Source organism: Sphingomonas sp. GW821-FHT12D09, from assembly GCF_058807215.1.
On the sequence record NZ_JBXAQL010000003.1, the window covers coordinates 38,736 to 57,309 of the forward strand.

The window sequence follows — 18,574 nt, forward strand, 5'->3', positions numbered from 1 at the left end:
GCGTCGGCATCTTCGCTTGCACTCCCATGGCACACCTCTCTGCATATTCCGGCTTTTCCCGGTCCAGACGGACCGGCTGCGGAATTGTGGTGATAAGGCCCGATCTCCGGTCCGGAGTCAATAGAATGGTTAGTCCAGTAATAAGATACTGGTCTGGTCCAATCTTAGCCAGATTTGTAAGCCGATGGTTCGCGCCAAATCGCCGGACGCGTCGCTCCGCACGCGCACCGGACGAGGACGCGCCGAACCACGCCACGCCTCGCGCGACCCTTCGCAAGTTTCAGGGATGGAGCGCGCCGCAGCGGCGCGGGCGGATCAGCTCAGCTGAGCGCTGATCAGGAAGCGGTTGCGGCTGGCCTCGGACTTGCGGCGGAGCTCCAGGATTTCCTGCTCTTCGTTCGCCTTCAGCATCGCCTCGAGCAGCCGGCTGAAATGCTTCCGCATCGCCGTGCGCGCCGCGACCGAATCGCGCTGCTTCAGCGCCTCGAGCACCGCGGCATGCTCGTCATGGCGGGTGTCGTCGTCCTTGTGGCAGACCGAGGCGTGGAGCGCGCAGATCTCGGGGATCTCGGTGCGCATCCGCCAGAGGGTATTGATCACGAACATGATCGCCTGGTTGCCCGAGGCAGAGGCGATGGTCAGGTGGAATGCCCGGTCCGCGTCGGTGGCGGCGGCGCTGCCCTCCTCGGCTTCGGACATGGCGGCGACCAGCGCCTCCAGTACTTCGATCTGCTCGTCGCTGATCGTCGGCGCGGCGAGCGCGGCCGCCTCGGACTCGAAAAGCGAGCGCGCCTCGGTCAACTCGAACGCACTCACCACCGGCAGCGCGCCGGCAGCCTGCTCACCGCGATCGCAGACATAGACGCCCGAACCGGTCTTGATCCGCACCAACCCCTGCGCCTGCAGCGCGATCTCGGCTTCGCGGATCGTGACTCGGCTCACGCCCAGCCGCTCCGCCATCTCCCGCTCGCCGGGCAGCCGCGATCCGGGAGGGAAAACACCCTCCGCGACCATCGCGGCAATCCGCTCGGCGATATCCTGGAAAAGACGGCGTTCAGCCATAAAGCCCTCAGTTCTTGGTCGGAAGCGAATGCAATGCCTTAGACTGCGCCCATTTGGAATAGGCAATTGGTCCGCACCATCGCATTCGCCCAGATTAGCGCAGGCGAAGGCGGAAGCTCAGGAAATATTGCGGGCCATAATATTCGACATTCCGGGTGCTGCCGACGACCGGCATGTACTCGACGCGCGGCTCGTTGAAGAGGTTGAGCGCCTGGAAGCGAATATCGGCCTGCTTGTTGATCTTGTAGCTTATGTTCGCATCGAAGGTGTTGTTGCCCTCGACGTAGCGCAGCTGGGTATTGTCGCTGGTGAACGCCTGATAATAGCGCGAGCGGTAGCGATAGATGCCCTGGAGCGAGATCGGGCCGAGCTCGTAGAAGGCCTGGGCCGAGAAGACGTGCTTCGAATAGCCGCTCAGCCCCGCCGCCGGGATCAGCCCGGGGATCAAGTCGCCGGTCGCGCTGTCGATGATGTCGCCATATTTGATGTCCTGCGTCTTGTAGTTCGACCAGGCATAATTGTAGCTCAGCTTCACGCCGAACCCGTCGAGCGGCTTGGGCAGCCAGGTGAACTGGTTCGAGGCAGTGATCTCGACGCCGTAGAGATCGGACTTGTCGTTGCTGTTCGTGGTCTGGGTGACGGGCACGGCAACGTCCTGGCCGCCGATCGTGAAGTTCTCGTCGGTGGTGATCGGGATCTTCCCGCCAGTGAACTGCTTGTAATAGAGCGTCGCCGCGAACAGCGTGTCCTTGTTGGCGTAATATTCGAACGCCGCGTCGGCATTCCACGACATGGTCGGCTTCAGCCGCGGGCTGCCGGTCGCGATGATCGAGTCGATCGCCTCGGTCACCGAATTGAAGCCGGTGCCGGTGCCCACTTCGAGCGTGATCGTGCGGCCGGCGCCCAATGCGCTCGGCGCGGGACGCGACATCGCGCGATAGATGCCGGTGCGGACGCGCATCTTGGGGCTGAGGTCGAAGATCGCGTTGAAGCTGGGCAGCCAGCGCATCGAGCCCGAGGTGATTTCGGTGCCGGTGAAGGTGCCGTTCGCGCGCAGCGAGATCGTGCCGTCGGTGTTGTTGATCACGTCCAGGCCGGAGCGCAGGCCGTTCGCCGTCACCTGGGTATGGACACCGCGCAGGCCGAAATTGCCGCGCACGTGCAGCCCGGCGAGCTCGCCCGAATAGCTGGCCATCACATAGCCGGCCCAGGTCTGCTCGGTGACGTCCGAATTGTCGACCGAGCGCAGGTCGCCGGTGTTGCCCGGATCCTCGGTGCCGAGATAGTTGCGGAACTGGCAGAGCACGTCGAACGTGGCAAAGCTGCCGATGCTCGGGCTCGGCCCGTCGGCCAGGAAGTTGCGCTGGGCGAAGGGCGTGCGGCACGCCAGGTTCACCGCCCGGTCCACCGCCAGGCTGTCCTGGGTGATGATCTTGTCGTTGCTGTAGCCGAAGAACTTGCGCTGCGCCCAGCGGCCGCCGACTTCGATCCGCTGGATGAAGCCGTCCAGCGCATAGCTGGCGTCGAGCCGCCCCGAATAGATCTCGTCGTCACGCCCGTCCTGCGAGCGGGTCAGCTGCGCGTCGTCGCTGAACGCAGTGTAATCGGTCGGGCTGAAGCGCGAATCATAAGTGAAGACCGGCAGGAAGCTCTGCGTGAGGTCGACATGATAGGGGATGCGCTGGTTGTTGATCGCCGTCCGGTTGCCATAGATGTCGAGCGGATCGGTGCGCAGGCGCGACACGCGGGTGATGTCCAGGCGCGTCGTGTGCGAATAGCCGAAGTCCGCGGTCACGGTCAGGCGATCGGCCGGCTTCCATTCGACATTGCCGCCCAGGCCCAGATATTTCTCGTCGCGCTGGAACAGCGCCGACTGCGACTGCATCGTCGCCGAGCCATCGGCCGACAGCAGCTGGTGGTTGTCGCCGATCACGACATTGTGGAGGTTGTAGCGGCCCTCGGCAGTGCCGAAGTCGTGGCGCTCCTCGCTATACTGGCGCCGCGAATATTGCAGGTCGAGATTGACGTCGATCGTCGGACTCGGCTGCCACTGGATCGCCCCGAACACGGCGTTGCGCAGGTCCGACGTGATCATCTGGCGATAAAGATACGAGTTGGACGCGTGGTAATAGGGCGTGCCCGAGTTGCCCTGCGGCCGCGTCACCTCGGTGCAGTTGGTGGTCGAGACCACCGCCGCGTTGCAAGTGAACCAGGTCGAGCTGGTGTAGAAGCGCTCGACCGGATCGCTCACGTCATTGCGCTGATAGCCGATCGAGATGCCCAGCTTGCCCAGCTCGCCGACATTGAACTGGTCGATATAGCTGACCGTCGCGCGGTAGCCATACGGGCTCGAGCCGCTGATCCGGTCCTGATAGGGATTGTAGTTGCCCTTGATCTCGGCCTGGATCTGGCGGCGCTTGTAATCGAGCGGCTTGCGCGTCTCGAGCATGACCGAGCCGGCGACGCCGCCCTCGATCAGGTTGGCCTGCTGCGTCTTGTAGATCTTGATCGAATTGAACAGCTCGGACGGGAACTGGCCGAAATTGACGGCGCGGTCGCCCGAGCCGTTGGTCGCCTCGCGGCCGTTGAGCGTGGTCAGGCTCAACCCCGAGCCGAGGCCGCGGATCGAGACTTCGGTCGGGCCGTAATTGGCGCGGTCGATCGTGGCGCCGGTGATCGTCGCGATCACTTCGCCGACCGACTGGCCGGGCAACTCGCCGATTTCCTTGGACGAGACCGCGTCGACGATCGCGTCGGCGTCGCGCTTGGACTGGATGGAGGTCTGGATCGTCTCGCGGATACCGGTGACGATGATCGCGCCTTCCTGCGCCTGTTCAGGCGTCTCCGGTGCGGCCTGCTCCGCCGGAGCCGGCGTGGTGTCCTGCGCCCAGGCCGGCGTGACCGCCAGCGCTGCGGCGATCGACACGCTCGTCAGAAGAACCGAGCGCGCACGCGTACGGACGGAGACCACAGCCATTCAAATCCTCCCAGATTCGTATTTTTATACCAATTCTATGAACCACAGGTCAGGAGAGTGTCAATGATATCTTGATACCAATTCTCCAATCCGCTTAGTGCGGCACCTCAAAACGGGATAGGAGGATTGGATGGCAACCGAACCGGCAGGCAGCGGACCAGCACGGATCATCGGCTTCGGCGAAGTGCTCACTCGCCTCGCGACCCAAGACCGCATCCAGCTTCCCCAGGCGCGCAGCCTCGATCTGCACATCGGCGGGGCGGAAGCCAATGTCGTGGCGGCGCTGGCATCGCTCGGGCACCGCACCGCGATGGTTTCGGCGATTCCCCAAGGCGGCCTGGGCGAAGGCGCCTGGCGCGCGCTCAGTGCGGCGGGTGTCGGCCTGCAGCACAGCTTTCGCGCGGCCGGCCGGCAGGGCCTCTATTTCCTCACCCCTGGCGGATCGCTGCGCGCCTCGGAGATCCTGTACGACCGCGCCGGCAGTGCCTTTGCCACGCATGACTGGACCGGGTTCGACTGGCAGGCGGCGTTCGCAGGCGCCGACTGGCTGCACGTCTCGGGCATCACGCCCGCACTCGGCCCCGACCTCGCGCTGGCCACCCACAGCGCGATGGCGGCGGCCCGTGCGCTCGGCCTGTGCATCTCGTTCGACGGCAACTACCGGCCGGCGCTCTGGGAGAGCTGGGACAGCAACCCCCGCGCGATCCTTACCGAGCTGGTCCGCCAGGCCGATCTGTTCTTCGCCAATCACCGCGACATGGCGCTGCTGCTCGACCATCCCTTTTCGGGCGACGGCGAGGCGCGGCGGCGCGAGGCGGCGCTGGCCGGCTTCTCGGCCTTCCCGAACCTGAAGTGGATCGCCTCCACCGCCCGCCATGTCGAGACCAGCGACTGCCACCGCCTCGCCGCCCGGATCGACACGCCTGAGATCGGCTTCCAGACGCGCGAAGTCACGATGCCCGGCATCATCGACCGGATCGGCGGCGGCGACGCCTTTGCCGCCGGCGTACTGTACGGGCTGATCGAAGGCGCCCCTGTCCCCCGCGCCGCCGAACTGGGGCTGGCGCTCGCCTGCCTCAAGCACAGCGTGCCGGGCGACATGGCGCTGTTCGCGCGCGGCGATGTCGAGGGCTTCTCCGGCGAAGGCGCGGATGTGAAGCGCTGAGCTTCCGTCAGCCTTGCAATGTAGGATTTCGTCTGGTTGCCTGATCGGGCCGGGCCGCGATCCGGCCGCTCTTTGATCTGTAGGAAAATAGGATCACGCTCGCGCAACGATGTTGCGAGACGCGCTGCATTCGCTGGAACTGTGTCAATTTAAGCGCCGCAAAAACCCGCTCTTGGCGTGAACTTGGTGAACATTGGCGATTCGCCCCGCACGCCGATGTTGGAAGCCTAGAAGAGCGTCCATATCGGGTTCGCCGGATCGGCGAGCAGCTTCACCGTCAGCGCGGCGGACATCACCACCAGCAGCGGCCGCACGCCTTTGCCGCCGAAGCTGATCGCCATCCGCGCGCCGATCTGGTTGCCCGCCATGTTCGCCACCGCCATCGCGATGCCCAGGCCCCAGAGCAGCTTGCCCCCGGCGATCATCGCGAGAAGCCCGGCCAGGTTGGTGGAAAGGTTGAGGAACTTGGTGTTGCCGATCGCCCGCACCAGCCCGAGCCCGGCCAGCGCCACCAGCGCGGTGGTCAGGAACGATCCGGTGCCCGGCCCGAAGAAGCCGTCGTAAAAGCCGATCGCCGCCGTGATCAGCGTCAGCCCCGCGGTGCCGAGCCGGGCCTGCCGGTCCTCCGCGCGCATCTTGGGAGCGAGCAGGAAATAGAGGCCGATCAGGATCAGCAACACCGGAACGAAGGCGGCGAGGAAGCTCGGGTTGATATGCTGCAACGTCACCGCCCCTGCCGCCGATCCGGCGAATGCGCCGATCGCGGGCACCAGGAAGCGCCGGAAATCGACATGGCCAGCGCGGGCATAGGTGAACAGCGCAGACCCGGTGCCACAGGCGCTGGCGAGCTTGTTGGTGGCGATCGCCGAGACCGGCGGAATGCCTGCCGCCAGAAGCGCAGGCAGCGAGATCAGCCCGCCGCCGCCCGCCATCGCGTCGATCGTGCCGGCGAGCAGCGCCATGGTGACGAGGAAGGCGAGGATGTCGGGGGTAAGATGCATAGAATCAAAACCCTCTACCGCTTGCGGGATCATCAGGTCGGTCATGCCCCCGGCATGGCCTAAACAGCGCGGGGCGCTGTTTGCCTGATGATGGTGGCGAGGCAAAGCCGAGCCGGGTTAGGGTCAGTGCTGGCGGCAGGTACGTGTCTCTCGAAGACACCCTCACCCTTCCGCCGCTTCGCGGCTCCCTCCCTCTCCCGCAAGCGGTAGAGGGACAAAAAGAGGAGGCGCGACCGAGCGATCGCGCCTCCAGGGATGGAGCTCTTTAGGGAAGCAGCTGGCTGCTCAGTTCGGGAACGGCGACGGCCAGGTCATAGGCGACGATCTTCGCGAAGACCTTGGCACCGGCTTCGCCGACATGGGTGTAATCGAACTTCTCGATCGTTCGGCCGCGCGGACCGGTCTTGGGCAGGGTCGAGGACGGCGGCGATTCCGGCGCCGGGCGCGGACGCAGCGTGGTGCCTGCCTTGGCCGCGGTAATCTCCTCCGGCAGCGGCTCGGCCATGGCGAGCTTGGTCGCCTCGACCGCGCCGAGCTGCTCGACCGCCTTGGCGCTGTCACGGTTCAGCTCGACCACCGGCACCTTGTTCTCGGTCGCGACCTTGCGGACCGCATCGGCCCAGGCCGCCAGCGTGTTGTTGAGCTTGCCGCCCCGGAACTCGCGGCGCGAGAGCGGGGTGACCAGCACCGGCACGGCGCCGGCGGCACGCACGTCGAGCACCATCTGCTTGAGGTTCGACTGGAAGTCGGTGTTCAGGTCGGTCCAGCGCTCGGCCTTGGTCGACTGGTCGTTATGGCCGAACTGGATGAGGACATACTTCTTGGCATAGCCCTGGGCCGCCGCTTCGCTGAGCGCGATCTTCCACGAACCCTCGGCCTGGTAGCTGCGGGTCGAGCGGCCGCCGCGGCCCAGGTTCAGGCAGGCGACGCTCGACTTGACGTGATAGGCGCAGAACACCGACGCCCAGCCGCTGCCGGGCGCCATGGTCGAGTCACCCACGAGGATGATCTTGTAGGCGGAGATCGGCGGCGCATCGACGCGCTTCTCGCGCTTGTCGAGCGAAGGCTGCGCCTCCGAAGTCTGGGCGAAGGCCGCCCCCGGCAGTGCCGCCAGTGCGGCAAGCGTGATCGCTGTTTTCAGCATGGTAATCCCTCCCAGTTGCGGCCTTCGTCCCTTGGATCAGGAGAAGGCGAGACCGCCGTTGATGTCCAGATTGACGCCCGTCAGGAACGCCGAGTCGTTCGAAGCCAGGAAGACGACGGCCGAGGCCACTTCGTCCGGATGGCCTTCGCGGCGCAGCGGCGTGTTGCCGGCCACCGCCTTGCGCCCCTCGGGCTTCGAGAAGGTGTCGTGGAAGCTGGTGCCGATCAGGCCCGGGCACAGCGCGTTGACGCGGATGCCCTGCGGACCCAGCTCCTTGGCCAGGCTGCGGGTGAAGGTCATCAGCGCGCCCTTGGCAGTCGCATAGATCGACGCGCCCGGGCCACCGCCGTCGCGGCCGGCCAGCGACGACAGGTTCACGATCGTGCTGCCTTCGCCGAGATGCGGCAGCACTGCCTTGGTGACCAGGAAGGCCGACTTGAGGTTGAGCTCCATGACATGGTCGAAGAACGCCTCGTCCATGTCGGCCAGCGTCTTGCGGGCAACTATGCCGCCGGCGACGTTGACCAGCACGTCGACGCGCTGGCCGAAAGCCTTGGTGGTCTCCTCGACCAGCTTGGCCACGTCGGCCGGCTTGGTCACATCGGCCTGCACCAGGATCGCAGTGCCGCCGGCGGCTTCGATCTCGGCGACCGTGGCCTGCGCGGCCTCGGCGTCGCTGCGATAGTTGACGGCGACCTTGGCGCCCTCCGCTGCGAGCTGCAGCGAAACCGACTTGCCGATGTCACGCCCGCCGCCGGTTACGATGGCGACTTTGTCCTTCAATTTCATGCTTTGCCCTACTTGGTCTGGAGAGGAGTGGTTTCGACGCGCGGAATTCCGCGGCCGAGGATGAGGATGGCGAGGAGCGCGAGCGGCACGATCGCCGCGGCGAGTGCGAAGATCGGCGCATAGCCATGCGTGGTCATCACCGGGACGAGCCAGGTGGTGATCAGCGTGCCGGCCACCGCGGCGGTGCCGCTGATGCCGGCAAGGCTGCCGACCGCGCCGCCGGCGAAATAGTCGCCCGGCATGGTCTGGATGTTGTTGATCGCCACCTGGAAGCCGAACAGGATCACTGCGATCAGCAGCACCGCGGTCAGCGGGGTCGAGGCGCTCGCGGTGAGTAGCAAAGCCGGCAGCATGATCACGCAGCCGATCGCGATGGCGAGCTTGCGCGCCGCCAGCGCAGTCCAGCCGCGGGCGATGAGCAGGCCGGAGAACCAGCCGCCGCCCAGGCTGCCGAGCATCGCGCCGACGAAGGGCACCCAGCCGAACATGCCGATCTGCTTCACGTCGAAGCCGAAGGTCTCGGCCAGGTAGATCGGCAGCCAGGAAACGAACAGCCACCACACCGGATCGATGAAGAAGCGCGCGATCAGGATCGCCCAGCTCTGGCGGTAGCGCAGCAGCTCGAGCATGCCCGGCGCAGGCGCCTCGCTCTCCGGGGCGTCGGCAGTTGCCGGACGCGCGGCGATGTGCGCCCGCTCTTCGTCGCTCAACCAGGGGTGGCGATCGGGATCGGCACGGTAGATCAGCAGCCAGGGCACGAGCCAGAGCAGCCCGAGCACGCCGACCAGCACGAAGGTCGCCCGCCAGCCGAACCCGCCATAGAGCGCAGCCACCGCGGGCGCCGCGATGATCGCGCCGATCGCGGCACCGGCGTTGAAGATGCCCTGCGCGAACGCACGCTCCTGCGGCGGGAACCACAGCGCATTGGCCTTGACCGCACCCGGCCAGTTACCCGCCTCCGAAACGCCCAGCGTGGCGCGGAAGAACAGCAAGCTGCCCAACGAGCGGACCAGCGCGTGCATGCCGATCGAGACCGACCAGATTGCAATCGCGATAGAGAAGCCGACCCGCGTGCCGATCCGGTCGAGCAGCTTGCCGAACAGCGACTGGCCGAGCGCATAGGCGACCATGAACACCGTGACGATCAGCGCATAGTCCGACTTGTCGGCGCCGATGTCCTTCGACACCGCCGGCCACATCACGGCGAGCGCGTTGCGGTCGATATAGTTGATCACCGTTACCAGCCCGATCAGGCCGATGACGAACCAGCGGAGCCCTTTGACCTTGGTCATCGGCTCAGTTTCCCTTGGCCGCGTCGAACCGGGCGAAATGGCCCTTCCAGTCGAGCTTCTTGCCGTCGACCGTCGCGCTGTGTGCCGCCGCCGCATCGGCCGAGAAGGCGATGGCGAGCGTGACGCGGCGGCCGTCGGCCAGCACGATCGTGATCACATCGGCATCGCCGGTGCGGACATGGGTGAAGTCCTTCACCCGGCTGTTGCTCGCGGTCGTTTTCTCTTCGCCCGCATCGTAATTGCCGTGCGGCTCGAGCAAATTGACGAACTGGGCATTGGCCGCCCCGGTCACCCGCTCGATCAGCAGCGGCTCGCGGCGCAGGTTGAACTTGGGATCGTTCGCGCCGCTCTCGCCCAGGATCACGCTGGCGCCGGCCGGTGCGATCATGCGGTAGGTGTAGAAGCGGTTGTCGTTGATCCAGGTGACCGCGCCGTTCGCCGCGGTCGGCGTGCCGGTCGCATCGACCCAGATGTGCTGATAGCCGTTCGCCTTGCCGAGCACCGGCCGTTCGGCGGCGTTCGACTGGAGCGGGAAGCCGATCGCGGTGATCTGGCCGGCATAGTGCAGCGGCAGGTCATAGGTGGCGGGCTTGTCGCCGGTCACGTCGAGCAGGTCGACGATCATCGGGCTCTCGATGCCGTCCATCGGCAGCTGGATCAGCGTGCGGCGATAGCGGACGCCCGGATAGGCGCCGACCATCTCGGCGGTGCTCACCGTCGCCTGCGGCGTGCTCGCCCAGAACAGCTGCTTGGGGGCCAGGCTGTCGCCTACCTTCCACTTGCCGCCGAAATTGCTGGTCTCGTTCACCACCAGCGTGTTGTGGGCGACGGTCTGCTTCGCCCAGGTCTCGTTTTCCTTGAGGTAGCGCCCGCCGTCCTTGCTCTCGACGTTGAGGAAGCGCGCGGCGCCGTAATCGGTCACGATGGCGTGGCCGTTGTCGTAGAGAATCCAGTTCAGCTTGTCGAAATGGCCATGGCCCATGCCCATCGCGCTGTTCTTGGCGACCAGCACCTGGTCGGTATCGCCCGGCCCCGAGCGCATGATCGCCAGCCCGCCCAGCTCGCCCTTGGGTCCGTCGCTCAGGAACTGCGAGGCATAGGGGAAGGGCTTGGCCTTACCGGCCGCCAGATCGCGCGCCACTGCCAGGCCGTCCGGCGTCAGCGTCGTGCGGCCCTGCCACTGCGCGATCGACAGCAGCGCCGGATCCTTGGTCACCTGATAGCCGATCGCCACCGACTGGTAGAGCTCGTCGGTCTTCAGGCTCTTGTCCGGCATCGCGTCGTTGAACGGGAAGAAGAAGCCATCGTACGTCGTCTGGATCGAGGTGCGGATCGCCTTCAACAGCACGCCGTCATGATGCTGGAAGATCTTCTGCTCGGGCTGGTTCGCCTCGATGAAGCGCGCGAACAGCACGAAGGGCAGCATCGCATAGCGCTGATAATAGGGCCCTTCGACATAATAACCGTCGGGCGAGAAGAGCTGGTCGATCTGCGCCAGGAAGCCGAACTTGCCGTCGCGCTTCAGGCCCTTGAGCGCCACCTCGACGAAGTCCTTGTCGCGCAGCGTGTAGCCGATCATGCCCACCGCGGCGCAGGCCCAGGTCGCATGGTTGTGGATCTGGTCGAACTCCTCGGCCTGGCCGGTCGAGAGGAAACTCGCCATCGGGCGGAAGACCTTGTCGTCGATCGTCGCGCGATCGGCGGCGCTCAGCGAGTCCCGGATCGCGTCATAGCCCTGCACCGCATAGACCGCCCAGACCGCGTCGTTGAGACTCTGCCAGAACAGCCGGCCCGGACGCTGGTCGCTCGCTGCCGGATGATTGCCGAGCGTGGGGTAGAGCCTAGCATACTCCAGCAGCTCCGCCTTGGCGAAATCGGCATAGCGCTGCTCACCGGTGATGCGGAAGAGGAGCCCCGCGCCGTAGATGGCGGTGTAGTTCCGCTTGTGCTGCTCGTGCGTGTAGCCGCCGCCCGGATCCTTGGGCACCGGCACGACGACGCCCGCCTTGATCGCCTTGTCGACTTCGCGGCGGACGCGCTTCAGTTCGGCGCTGAACAGCGGATAGGCCGTGGCGTCCTTGGCGGTCGCCGCCATTTCGGACGCGCGGAACAGCGTGGGCTGGTTGCCCGGCGCAGTCTGCGCCAGCGCGGGCGTGGCGAGCAGGAAGGTACCGGCGAGGAGGATCGCGAAACGAGTCATCAATTGCTTCCCGGAAGCGGCGAGGCCGCAGGCTTGGCGTACCAGGAGACACCGGTCTCCTCGCGCGTGATGGGCTTCAAGGTGCGGGCCGCGCCGAGCTTGGCGAGCGCCGGATCGGTCGGATAGAGCAGGCCATTGGCGGCGCGCTTGAGCGTCGCCGTCCGGCGGTCCATCGCGATGGGCAGGGCAGCGGGCCCGGGCACGGACATGACATTGCCGATGAAAGCGATCCCGGCGGTGTCCGACAGCGCCACGAACGGATCGCCGCGCTTGGAATTGACGAAAAGATTGCCGACGAAGCGGGTCGAGACCGGCGCGAGCGAGAGCTCCGCGTTCGCGCCGTTGCCGAGCGTGACCTTTGCCACATCGATCACGCTGTTGCGCTCGATCAGCGCATCCTGGACCTGCTCGTAGCGGTTGATCGGCGAATTGCGCACGCCGTTCATCAGCGAGATCGCGCTGTACGAACCGTCGCCGGCCAGCCCCTCGAGATAGTTGTTCCGCACCACCTGGCGGCGGTTGATCACGCGGATGCCGCCGGTGCGCTTCACGCCGTTGCCGAAGAAGACATTGTCCTCGATCCGGTTGCCGTGCCCATGCCGCATCACGAACGCGCCCTGGCTCTCGACCACGGTATTGCGGCGCAGGATGTTGGCGCCCGACTTGATCGAGACGATCTCGGCCTCGCCGTTGCAACGCTCGAAGAAATTGTCCTCTACCACGGTGAAGGAGTCGCTTTGCGATTCCTGGCTGGTGCCGATCCGTATCGTCTCGCCGCCATTTTCTCCCAAGGGAGGCCGCGGGCCGAAGTAATTATGGTCGATGCGGTGGTGGTTATCGAGCGGCAGAGTGGCCGCGCGGACCACGACGAGCATCGCGCCGCCATGCGCCTTGCCGATGAACTGCGAATGATCGACCCGGTTGTTGCGGCCGTAGAGCGATACCCAGTGATCGGTCTTCGCCTCGGTCGGCGCGCCATAGCTGTCGACCACCACGCCGGTCAGCCGCGAATTCTCCGCCCAGCGCTTGGTGCCGTCGCGAAAGGCGATCAGATCCTCGCCGGTGCCGTGGCCGTCCTTGAAGACCAGGTTGGACACGACGAGCCAGCTGCCCGCCATGCGCAGGCTCGAACTGCCGCTGAGGATCACCTTGCCCGGCGTCTCCGCGGTAAGCGTGATTGGCTTGGCCTCGCTGCCTACGCCCGCAAAGCGCACCGCGAAATCGCGCCATTCGCCATTGGCGAGCACGATCCGGTCGCCCGGCGCCAGCACCTTTGCTGCCGCGATATATTCCTGCTGATTGTGGACGAGGGTGTCGCGCGCCGCTGCCGGACAGGCAGATATCGCAACCATCACCATCGACAGCGCCCAAGGTCGCAAAGGATCCTCCCAACCGGCTCTACTGGCCGATGTGAGTGGCCTACCAGTCGGGATCAGGGCGTGCAAGCCAATTTAAATACCAATTCCCCGGACCAGAATTGACCTAATGGTTCTATACCATTTTACCGTCTCCGGTCACCATGCCCACTGGTGGCGCGGGTAGCCATCCACGACTCGGCGGGCGATCTCAAGCAAAGCGACGGAGAGCCCCGCAGCCTCGGCCCGCGCGATCTCCCCCGCATCCATGGCAGTGCCGTGGAGCCGGTACAGGATGGCGAAGCGGCGAAGCGCCTCGAGTCGCGGATTGGCGAGGCCAGCGACCCGACGCGAACCGAACAGCATTGCGCCCAGCCGCTCGATCCGGCGTGGTGCACGCAGCGAGGCGCGGCCATCGGCCTGGGAGAGCTGGAGCGTGCGCAGTTCGAGCGGGCTCAACACCGTTTCGGCGGGCACACTGTTGGCCAGGCCCTGGAGCAATCCGGCACTGGTATCGAGGTACGCCATCGTAATTTCCCTAAGAGGTGCAAGCAGCGCATTTAGGCGCGACGAGTGCGCACGATTAGCCGTGCCAACGGCATCGCAATGTTTCGCCAAGTGCAACAATCCGGAGACGAAGCCACGCTAGCGGTCGAGGTGCCCGAAATGCACCGGCGACAAATCGGTTAGAGCGCGCGACGAAAGGGCTTGATACTTTATATCATCGCCAGTACCGCAGCGCAGCAAGTTCCATGGTTCAGGAAGATTCGTTGATGTTGCGTCCCCTGCTGCTCGCCTCCGCCGCCCTGCTCGCCCTGCCCGCCTATGCGAATGAAACGCCGGGCAGCACCAACGACGCTCCGGCGACCGCGAGCGCGGAAACCCCAGCCTCCACTGCAAGCGATCAGGACCATGACCAGCCCGGCGCGCAGATCGTCGTCACCGGCACCCGCGCGCGCAACACCGCCGATGTACTCGGCGGCACCTCGGTGCTCGCCAAGGACGAGCTGACCAACGACCTGCGCCCGACGATCGGCGAGACGCTGGCCCAGCAGCCGGGCGTGTCGGCCAGCTCGTTCGGCCCCAACGCCTCGCGCCCGGTGCTGCGCGGCTTCATCGGCGCCCGCGCGCCGTTGCTTACGGACGGCATCGGCAGCATCGACGTGTCGAACACCTCGGCAGATCACGCGCCGATCATCAACCCGCTCACTGCCGACCGCATCGAAGTGCTGCGCGGGCCGACTGCGCTGATCTTCGGCCCGTCGGCGATCGGCGGCGTGGTCAATGTGATCGACAGCCGCATCCCGCGCCACATGCCCGAAGAAGCGATCCATTTCGACGGCATCGCCACTTATGGCAGCGCCGCCAACGAGCGCTCGGTCTCGGGCTCGGCCGATGTGCCGGTGGCGAGCAAGATCGTGCTCCACGCCGATGGCAGCTTCTCGCAGACCGGTGACCAGCGCACCGGCGGCTATGTCCTCAGCCGCGAACTGCGCGCCCAGGCGGCGGCCAGCGCCGATCCCGACATCCAGGACCTGGCCGACCTGAAGGGCAAGGTGCCGAACACCGCCGCCAAGACCTGGGACGTCGCCGGCGGCGCCGCGATCGTCGACGGCACCAACAATCTCGGCTTCTCGGTAAGCCATTTCGACACCTTCTACGGCGTGCCGATCCGCTATTCGCTCGATCCCGCGGTCGAGGCCGAGCAGGTGCGCCTCCACGCACAGCAGACCCGGGTCGATATCCGCGGCGAAGTCGATACCGGCGGTGGCGTCTTCCGCCAGATCCGCACCCGCTGGGCCGCAGCCGACTACAAGCACTCGGAGATCGAGGATACCGGCGCGGTCGGCACCACCTTCTTCAGCCAGGGCTATGAGGGCCGGCTCGAACTGGTCCAGTCGGTCCACGGCGGCTGGGAAGGCCTGGTTGGCGGTCAGTTCTCGATCCGTGACATGCATGTAATCGGCGACGAGAAATTCCTGCCCAAGAACGAGGCGCAGCAGTTCGGCCTGTTCACTCTCCAGTCCTTCGACGCGGGCCCGTTCAAGGCCGAGGCGTCCGCGCGTTTCGAGCATAACGAAGTGAGCGCCCAGGCCGATGCCGATATCGGCAACCCGGCGTACAACCGCATTTTCGACAGCTTCTCCGCCTCGCTCGGCGCCAGCTACGCGATCGCCGACGGCATGCGCTTCGGCGTCAACGTCTCGCGCGCCGAGCGTGCACCGACCCCGGAGGAACTGTTCGCCAACGGCCCGCATGCCGGCACCCAGGCCTATGAGATCGGCAACCCGAATTTCGGCACCGAGAAGAGCTGGGGCGTGGAAGCGACCTTCAAGGGCAATGGCGATGGCTTCGCCTTTTCGACCGCGGCCTATTACAACTGGTTCACCGGCTATATCTACGACACGCCGACCGGCGCGACGCAGGACGACCTGCCGGTATTCCAGTACAACCAGGCCAGCGCCCGCTATTACGGCTTCGAAGCCGAAGGCTCGCTACGCATCGCCGAAGTGAAGAACTTCACCGTGAACGCCACTGCGCTGGCCGATTATGTCCATGCCGAGATCGTCGGCACCGGCCCGGCCCCGCGCATCCCGCCGCTGCGCATCAATGGCGGACTCGAAGCGACGTCGGACTCCTTCACGCTCCACGGCGAAGTCGAGCATGTCTTCGACCAGACCCGCATCTCGGCCTTCGAGACGCCGACCGACGGCTTCACCTTCGTCAACGCCTCGGTCTCGTGGAAGCCCTGGGGCGCCGGCTCGAACACCAGCCTGATGCTCTCGGCGAACAACATCTTCGACGTCGAGGCCCGCCGCGCAGCGAGCGTGCTCAAGGATTACGCGCCCCTCCCCGGCCGCGACATCCGCGTGACCGCGCGCATCCAGATCTGACCCTTTCACACCCCCGTCATCCCGGCGCAAAGCCGGGATGACGATTGGGGAAACTCGGGAAGGATCATTGCATCCCACCCATCGTTGGGCGATCCGATGCCCATGCAGTCCCCCGCCCCCGAAGCCCCGCCCAGCTCCCGCCGCGTGCCCTGGCCGATCCTGATCGGTGCAGGCTTCGCGCTGTTCCTGCTCGCGCTGATCTGGTTCGGCCACGAGTTGGTCGAAGGCGACGGCGCGAACGTGGACCGCGCGATCATGCTGGCGATGCGAACCGACGGCCATCCGATCGGGCCCGCCTGGCTCCCCTCGGCCGTGCGCGACGTGACCGCGCTCGGCAGCATGACCGTACTGACCTTCATCGTGCTGGTGAGCGCCATCTTCCTAAAGCTCGCGGGGCGGACGCGGACGGCCCTGCTCGTCATCGGCGCCACTTCGCTCGGCTCGCTCACTGTCGAGACGATCAAGGCAGTGATCGGCCGCTCGCGCCCCGATCTGGTCGGGCGGCTGATGGAAGAGAGCTCGCACAGCTTCCCCAGCGGCCATGCCGCGCTGAGCGCAATCGTCTACCTGACCCTCGCCACCTTGCTCTTCCCAGTGCTGCCGGGCCGGCGGGTGCGTATCTTCGCCGTGATCGTCGCGCTGATCCTCACCGTCTCGGTGGGCGTCAGCCGCGTCTATCTCGGCGTCCACTGGCCGAGCGACGTCGTCGCCGGCTGGGCGTTCGGCGGCGTCTGGGCAATGCTGTGGTGGCGGATCGAGCTTCAGCTGCTCAGTCGGACGCCGGGAGCAGTGATCCCGACTTCTCCTTTGTCATGCTGAACTTGTTTCAGCATCCAACGCGCCGCCCGCGATATCCTTCGCGGAAAGTTGGACCCTGAAACAAGTTCAGGGTGACGGAAGCGTCGCACCGCGTGGCTGTCAGATCAGCCCCGGCGCTCGGCGAGCTTGCGTTCCCAGGCCAGCGCATCCTTGACGATGCCTTCCAGGTCGTCGTGCATCGGCCGCCAGGGCAGCGCCGCCAGGATCGCGCCATTGTCCGCGACCAGCGCATCCGGATCCCCCGCACGCCGGCCCTCCAGCTTGCGCTCGATCGTGACGTTGGTGACCCGATCCACGGCATCGAGCACCTGCAGGACCGAGAAGCCGCGGCCATAGCCGGCGTTGAGCGTATGGCTCTCGCCAGGCCTGGCGATCAGCAGATCGAGCGCATCGACATGCGCGGCGGCCAGGTCGCTGACATGGATATAGTCGCGCACGCCGGTGCCGTCGGGCGTGGCGAAATCGGTGCCGAACACGCCGACCGAGGCGCGCTTGCCGGTTGCCGCTTCCACCGCGACCTTGATCAGGTGCGTCGCGCCCGCAGTCGACTGGCCGCTGCGTCCCTGCGGATCGGCGCCGGCGACGTTGAAATAGCGCAGCGCCGCATAGTTGATCGGGTGCGCGGCGGCGACGTCCTTGAGCATGATCTCGGTCATCAGCTTGGACATGCCGTACGGGTTAATCGGCAGCTTGGGGCTGTCCTCGCGCACCGGCACGACCTCGGGAATGCCATAGGTCGCGGCGGTGGACGAGAAGATGAAGTGCTTCACTCCCTCGGCGACGGCGCTTTCGATCAGCGCGCGGCTCGCGGCAGTGTTGTTCCGGTAATATTTGAGCGGGTCGGTCACGCTCTCCGGCACCACCACCGATCCGGCGAAGTGCATGATCGCGATGACGTCGTGCGCGCGGATCGCCGCGCGTACGGCCTTGTCGTCCTCGATGCTCGCCACGACCAGCGCCGCGCGTTCGTCGACTGCCCAGTCGAAGCCGGTGACGAGATTATCGACCACCACGACCTTCCACCCGGCATCGAGCAGCGCCAGCACGGCATGGCTGCCGATATAGCCTGCCCCGCCCGTCACCAGCACCGTGCCTTCGCGCATCTCAAACCCCGTCTTTGCTCTTGGGCGTCCTCAATCCTATCTAGGCGTCGATAGCAAGGAGTTCACGATGAGCATTGAAACCGCAACACTGGCCGGCGGCTGCTTCTGGTGCACCGAGGCCGTGTTCAACGACGTGATCGGCGTGCAGTCGGTCGAGAGCGGCTATATCGGGGGGACCAAGGAAAACCCGACCTACAAGGAAGTCTGTTCGGGCGACACGGGGCACGCCGAGGCGATCCGGGTGAGCTTCGACACCGACCAGATCTCGTACGGCGAGATCCTCGACATATTCCTGGCGACGCACGACCCGACCCAGCTCAACCGCCAGGGCAACGACATCGGCACCCAGTATCGCTCGGCGATCTTCCCGCATTCTGCCGAGCAGGAGCGCGAGGCGCTGGATGCGTTAGACCGCGCCCGTCCCGACTGGCCCGCGCCGATCGTCACCGCGATCGAGCCGCTCGGCGAATGGTGGTCCGCCGAGGACTATCACCAGGAATATTGGCAGGGCGACGGCCAGCGTAACCCCTATTGCCTGTCGGTGATCCCACCCAAGCTGCGCAAGCTCCGCAAGAGCTTCGCCGCGCGCAGCAAGGAAGGTGCGACTGCCTGACCGCAATCCGCCTCTCCGCAGCGCTCGATTCGGGCCGTGCGGAGGGGCGGCGCTTCTGATGACGCTTGCAATGTAGGATTTCGCTTGCTCCATACTGGCGGATGCAGACCGGCTTTCCCTCCCGCTCTCCGCGTGCACGCCGCGGGCCGACGCATGAGGA

14 protein-coding genes are annotated in these 18,574 nt (G+C 65.9%); 4 read left to right on the top strand and 10 right to left on the bottom strand.

The features are described 5' to 3' along the window. Positions 1-315: 315 nt before the first annotated feature. Both AC1RPL_RS13800 and AC1RPL_RS13805 read right to left on the bottom strand, forming a co-directional pair. On the bottom strand, positions 316-1,062 hold the full coding sequence (locus AC1RPL_RS13800; protein ID WP_493069887.1) for a FadR/GntR family transcriptional regulator: 747 nt from the start codon (positions 1,060-1,062) through the stop codon (positions 316-318). Between the two features lie 94 nt (positions 1,063-1,156). Beyond that, a complete protein-coding gene (locus tag AC1RPL_RS13805; RefSeq protein ID WP_493069888.1) occupies positions 1,157-4,039 on the bottom strand; it encodes a TonB-dependent receptor in 2,883 nt (960 codons plus the stop codon). 130 nt (positions 4,040-4,169) lie between these two features. On the opposite strand from AC1RPL_RS13805, the gene AC1RPL_RS13810 reads away from it, so the two are divergent. Then, the gene (locus AC1RPL_RS13810; RefSeq protein ID WP_493069889.1) at positions 4,170-5,204 is read left to right on the top strand and encodes a PfkB family carbohydrate kinase; all 1,035 of its coding nucleotides are present in this window, start codon (positions 4,170-4,172) and stop codon (positions 5,202-5,204) included. A 227-nt stretch (positions 5,205-5,431) separates the two neighbouring features. Here AC1RPL_RS13810 and AC1RPL_RS13815 read toward each other — a convergent pair whose 3' ends face one another. The 7 genes from AC1RPL_RS13815 to AC1RPL_RS13845 form a co-directional block, all read right to left on the bottom strand. Then, on the bottom strand, positions 5,432-6,205 hold the full coding sequence (locus tag AC1RPL_RS13815) for a TSUP family transporter (protein WP_493069890.1): 774 nt from the start codon (positions 6,203-6,205) through the stop codon (positions 5,432-5,434). 265 nt (positions 6,206-6,470) lie between these two features. Continuing rightward, complete coding sequence (locus tag AC1RPL_RS13820; RefSeq protein WP_493069891.1) at positions 6,471-7,349, bottom strand: rhamnogalacturonan acetylesterase; 879 nt, start codon at positions 7,347-7,349, stop codon at positions 6,471-6,473. Positions 7,350-7,385: 36 nt separating this feature from the next. Then, positions 7,386-8,138: an SDR family NAD(P)-dependent oxidoreductase gene (locus AC1RPL_RS13825; protein ID WP_493069892.1), complete on the bottom strand. Its 753-nt coding sequence runs from the start codon at positions 8,136-8,138 to the stop codon at positions 7,386-7,388. An 8-nt stretch (positions 8,139-8,146) separates the two neighbouring features. Next, positions 8,147-9,430 carry an MFS transporter gene (locus AC1RPL_RS13830; protein WP_493069893.1) on the bottom strand — a complete coding sequence of 428 codons (1,284 nt, stop codon included), beginning with the start codon at positions 9,428-9,430 and terminating at the stop codon, positions 8,147-8,149. 4 nt (positions 9,431-9,434) lie between these two features. Continuing rightward, positions 9,435-11,630, bottom strand: a complete 2,196-nt coding sequence (locus AC1RPL_RS13835; protein WP_493069894.1) for an alginate lyase family protein — start codon at positions 11,628-11,630, stop codon at positions 9,435-9,437. After that, positions 11,630-12,982 (bottom strand): polysaccharide lyase 6 family protein, encoded by a 1,353-nt coding sequence (locus tag AC1RPL_RS13840; protein ID WP_493069895.1) that lies wholly within the window; start codon positions 12,980-12,982, stop codon positions 11,630-11,632. The genes AC1RPL_RS13835 and AC1RPL_RS13840 overlap by 1 nt, the downstream gene beginning before the upstream one ends. A 162-nt stretch (positions 12,983-13,144) precedes the next feature. Next, positions 13,145-13,513, bottom strand: coding sequence for a hypothetical protein (locus AC1RPL_RS13845; RefSeq protein ID WP_493069896.1), 369 nt, complete (start codon positions 13,511-13,513; stop codon positions 13,145-13,147). 245 nt (positions 13,514-13,758) lie between these two features. Here AC1RPL_RS13845 and AC1RPL_RS13850 point away from each other — a divergent pair, with 245 nt between their 5' ends. Both AC1RPL_RS13850 and AC1RPL_RS13855 read left to right on the top strand, forming a co-directional pair. After that, positions 13,759-15,879: a TonB-dependent receptor gene (locus tag AC1RPL_RS13850; protein WP_493069897.1), complete on the top strand. Its 2,121-nt coding sequence runs from the start codon at positions 13,759-13,761 to the stop codon at positions 15,877-15,879. Positions 15,880-15,981: 102 nt separating this feature from the next. Further along, complete coding sequence (locus tag AC1RPL_RS13855) at positions 15,982-16,698, top strand: phosphatase PAP2 family protein (protein WP_493069898.1); 717 nt, start codon at positions 15,982-15,984, stop codon at positions 16,696-16,698. A gap of 104 nt (positions 16,699-16,802) precedes the next feature. Here AC1RPL_RS13855 and galE read toward each other — a convergent pair whose 3' ends face one another. Further along, positions 16,803-17,801 carry a UDP-glucose 4-epimerase GalE gene (gene galE / locus AC1RPL_RS13860; RefSeq protein ID WP_493069899.1) on the bottom strand — a complete coding sequence of 333 codons (999 nt, stop codon included), beginning with the start codon at positions 17,799-17,801 and terminating at the stop codon, positions 16,803-16,805. Between the two features lie 67 nt (positions 17,802-17,868). Here galE and msrA point away from each other — a divergent pair, with 67 nt between their 5' ends. Further along, complete coding sequence (gene msrA, locus AC1RPL_RS13865) at positions 17,869-18,414, top strand: peptide-methionine (S)-S-oxide reductase MsrA (protein WP_493069900.1); 546 nt, start codon at positions 17,869-17,871, stop codon at positions 18,412-18,414. The last annotated feature ends 160 nt before the right edge of the window (positions 18,415-18,574 follow it).

Excerpts from the sequence above, each read along its gene's own strand:
- AC1RPL_RS13800 (WP_493069887.1), bottom strand. The coding sequence starts at position 1,062 with ATGGCTGAACGCCGTCTTTTCCAGGATATCGCCGAGCGGATTGCCGCG.
- AC1RPL_RS13805 (WP_493069888.1), bottom strand. The coding sequence starts at position 4,039 with ATGGCTGTGGTCTCCGTCCGTACGCGTGCGCGCTCGGTTCTTCTGACG.
- AC1RPL_RS13810 (WP_493069889.1), top strand. The coding sequence starts at position 4,170 with ATGGCAACCGAACCGGCAGGCAGCGGACCAGCACGGATCATCGGCTTC.
- AC1RPL_RS13815 (WP_493069890.1), bottom strand. The coding sequence starts at position 6,205 with ATGCATCTTACCCCCGACATCCTCGCCTTCCTCGTCACCATGGCGCTG.
- AC1RPL_RS13820 (WP_493069891.1), bottom strand. The coding sequence starts at position 7,349 with ATGCTGAAAACAGCGATCACGCTTGCCGCACTGGCGGCACTGCCGGGG.
- AC1RPL_RS13825 (WP_493069892.1), bottom strand. The coding sequence starts at position 8,138 with ATGAAATTGAAGGACAAAGTCGCCATCGTAACCGGCGGCGGGCGTGAC.
- AC1RPL_RS13830 (WP_493069893.1), bottom strand. The coding sequence starts at position 9,430 with ATGACCAAGGTCAAAGGGCTCCGCTGGTTCGTCATCGGCCTGATCGGG.
- AC1RPL_RS13835 (WP_493069894.1), bottom strand. The coding sequence starts at position 11,630 with ATGACTCGTTTCGCGATCCTCCTCGCCGGTACCTTCCTGCTCGCCACG.
- AC1RPL_RS13840 (WP_493069895.1), bottom strand. The coding sequence starts at position 12,982 with ATGGTTGCGATATCTGCCTGTCCGGCAGCGGCGCGCGACACCCTCGTC.
- AC1RPL_RS13845 (WP_493069896.1), bottom strand. The coding sequence starts at position 13,513 with ATGGCGTACCTCGATACCAGTGCCGGATTGCTCCAGGGCCTGGCCAAC.
- AC1RPL_RS13850 (WP_493069897.1), top strand. The coding sequence starts at position 13,759 with ATGTTGCGTCCCCTGCTGCTCGCCTCCGCCGCCCTGCTCGCCCTGCCC.
- AC1RPL_RS13855 (WP_493069898.1), top strand. The coding sequence starts at position 15,982 with ATGCAGTCCCCCGCCCCCGAAGCCCCGCCCAGCTCCCGCCGCGTGCCC.
- galE (WP_493069899.1), bottom strand. The coding sequence starts at position 17,801 with ATGCGCGAAGGCACGGTGCTGGTGACGGGCGGGGCAGGCTATATCGGC.
- msrA (WP_493069900.1), top strand. The coding sequence starts at position 17,869 with ATGAGCATTGAAACCGCAACACTGGCCGGCGGCTGCTTCTGGTGCACC.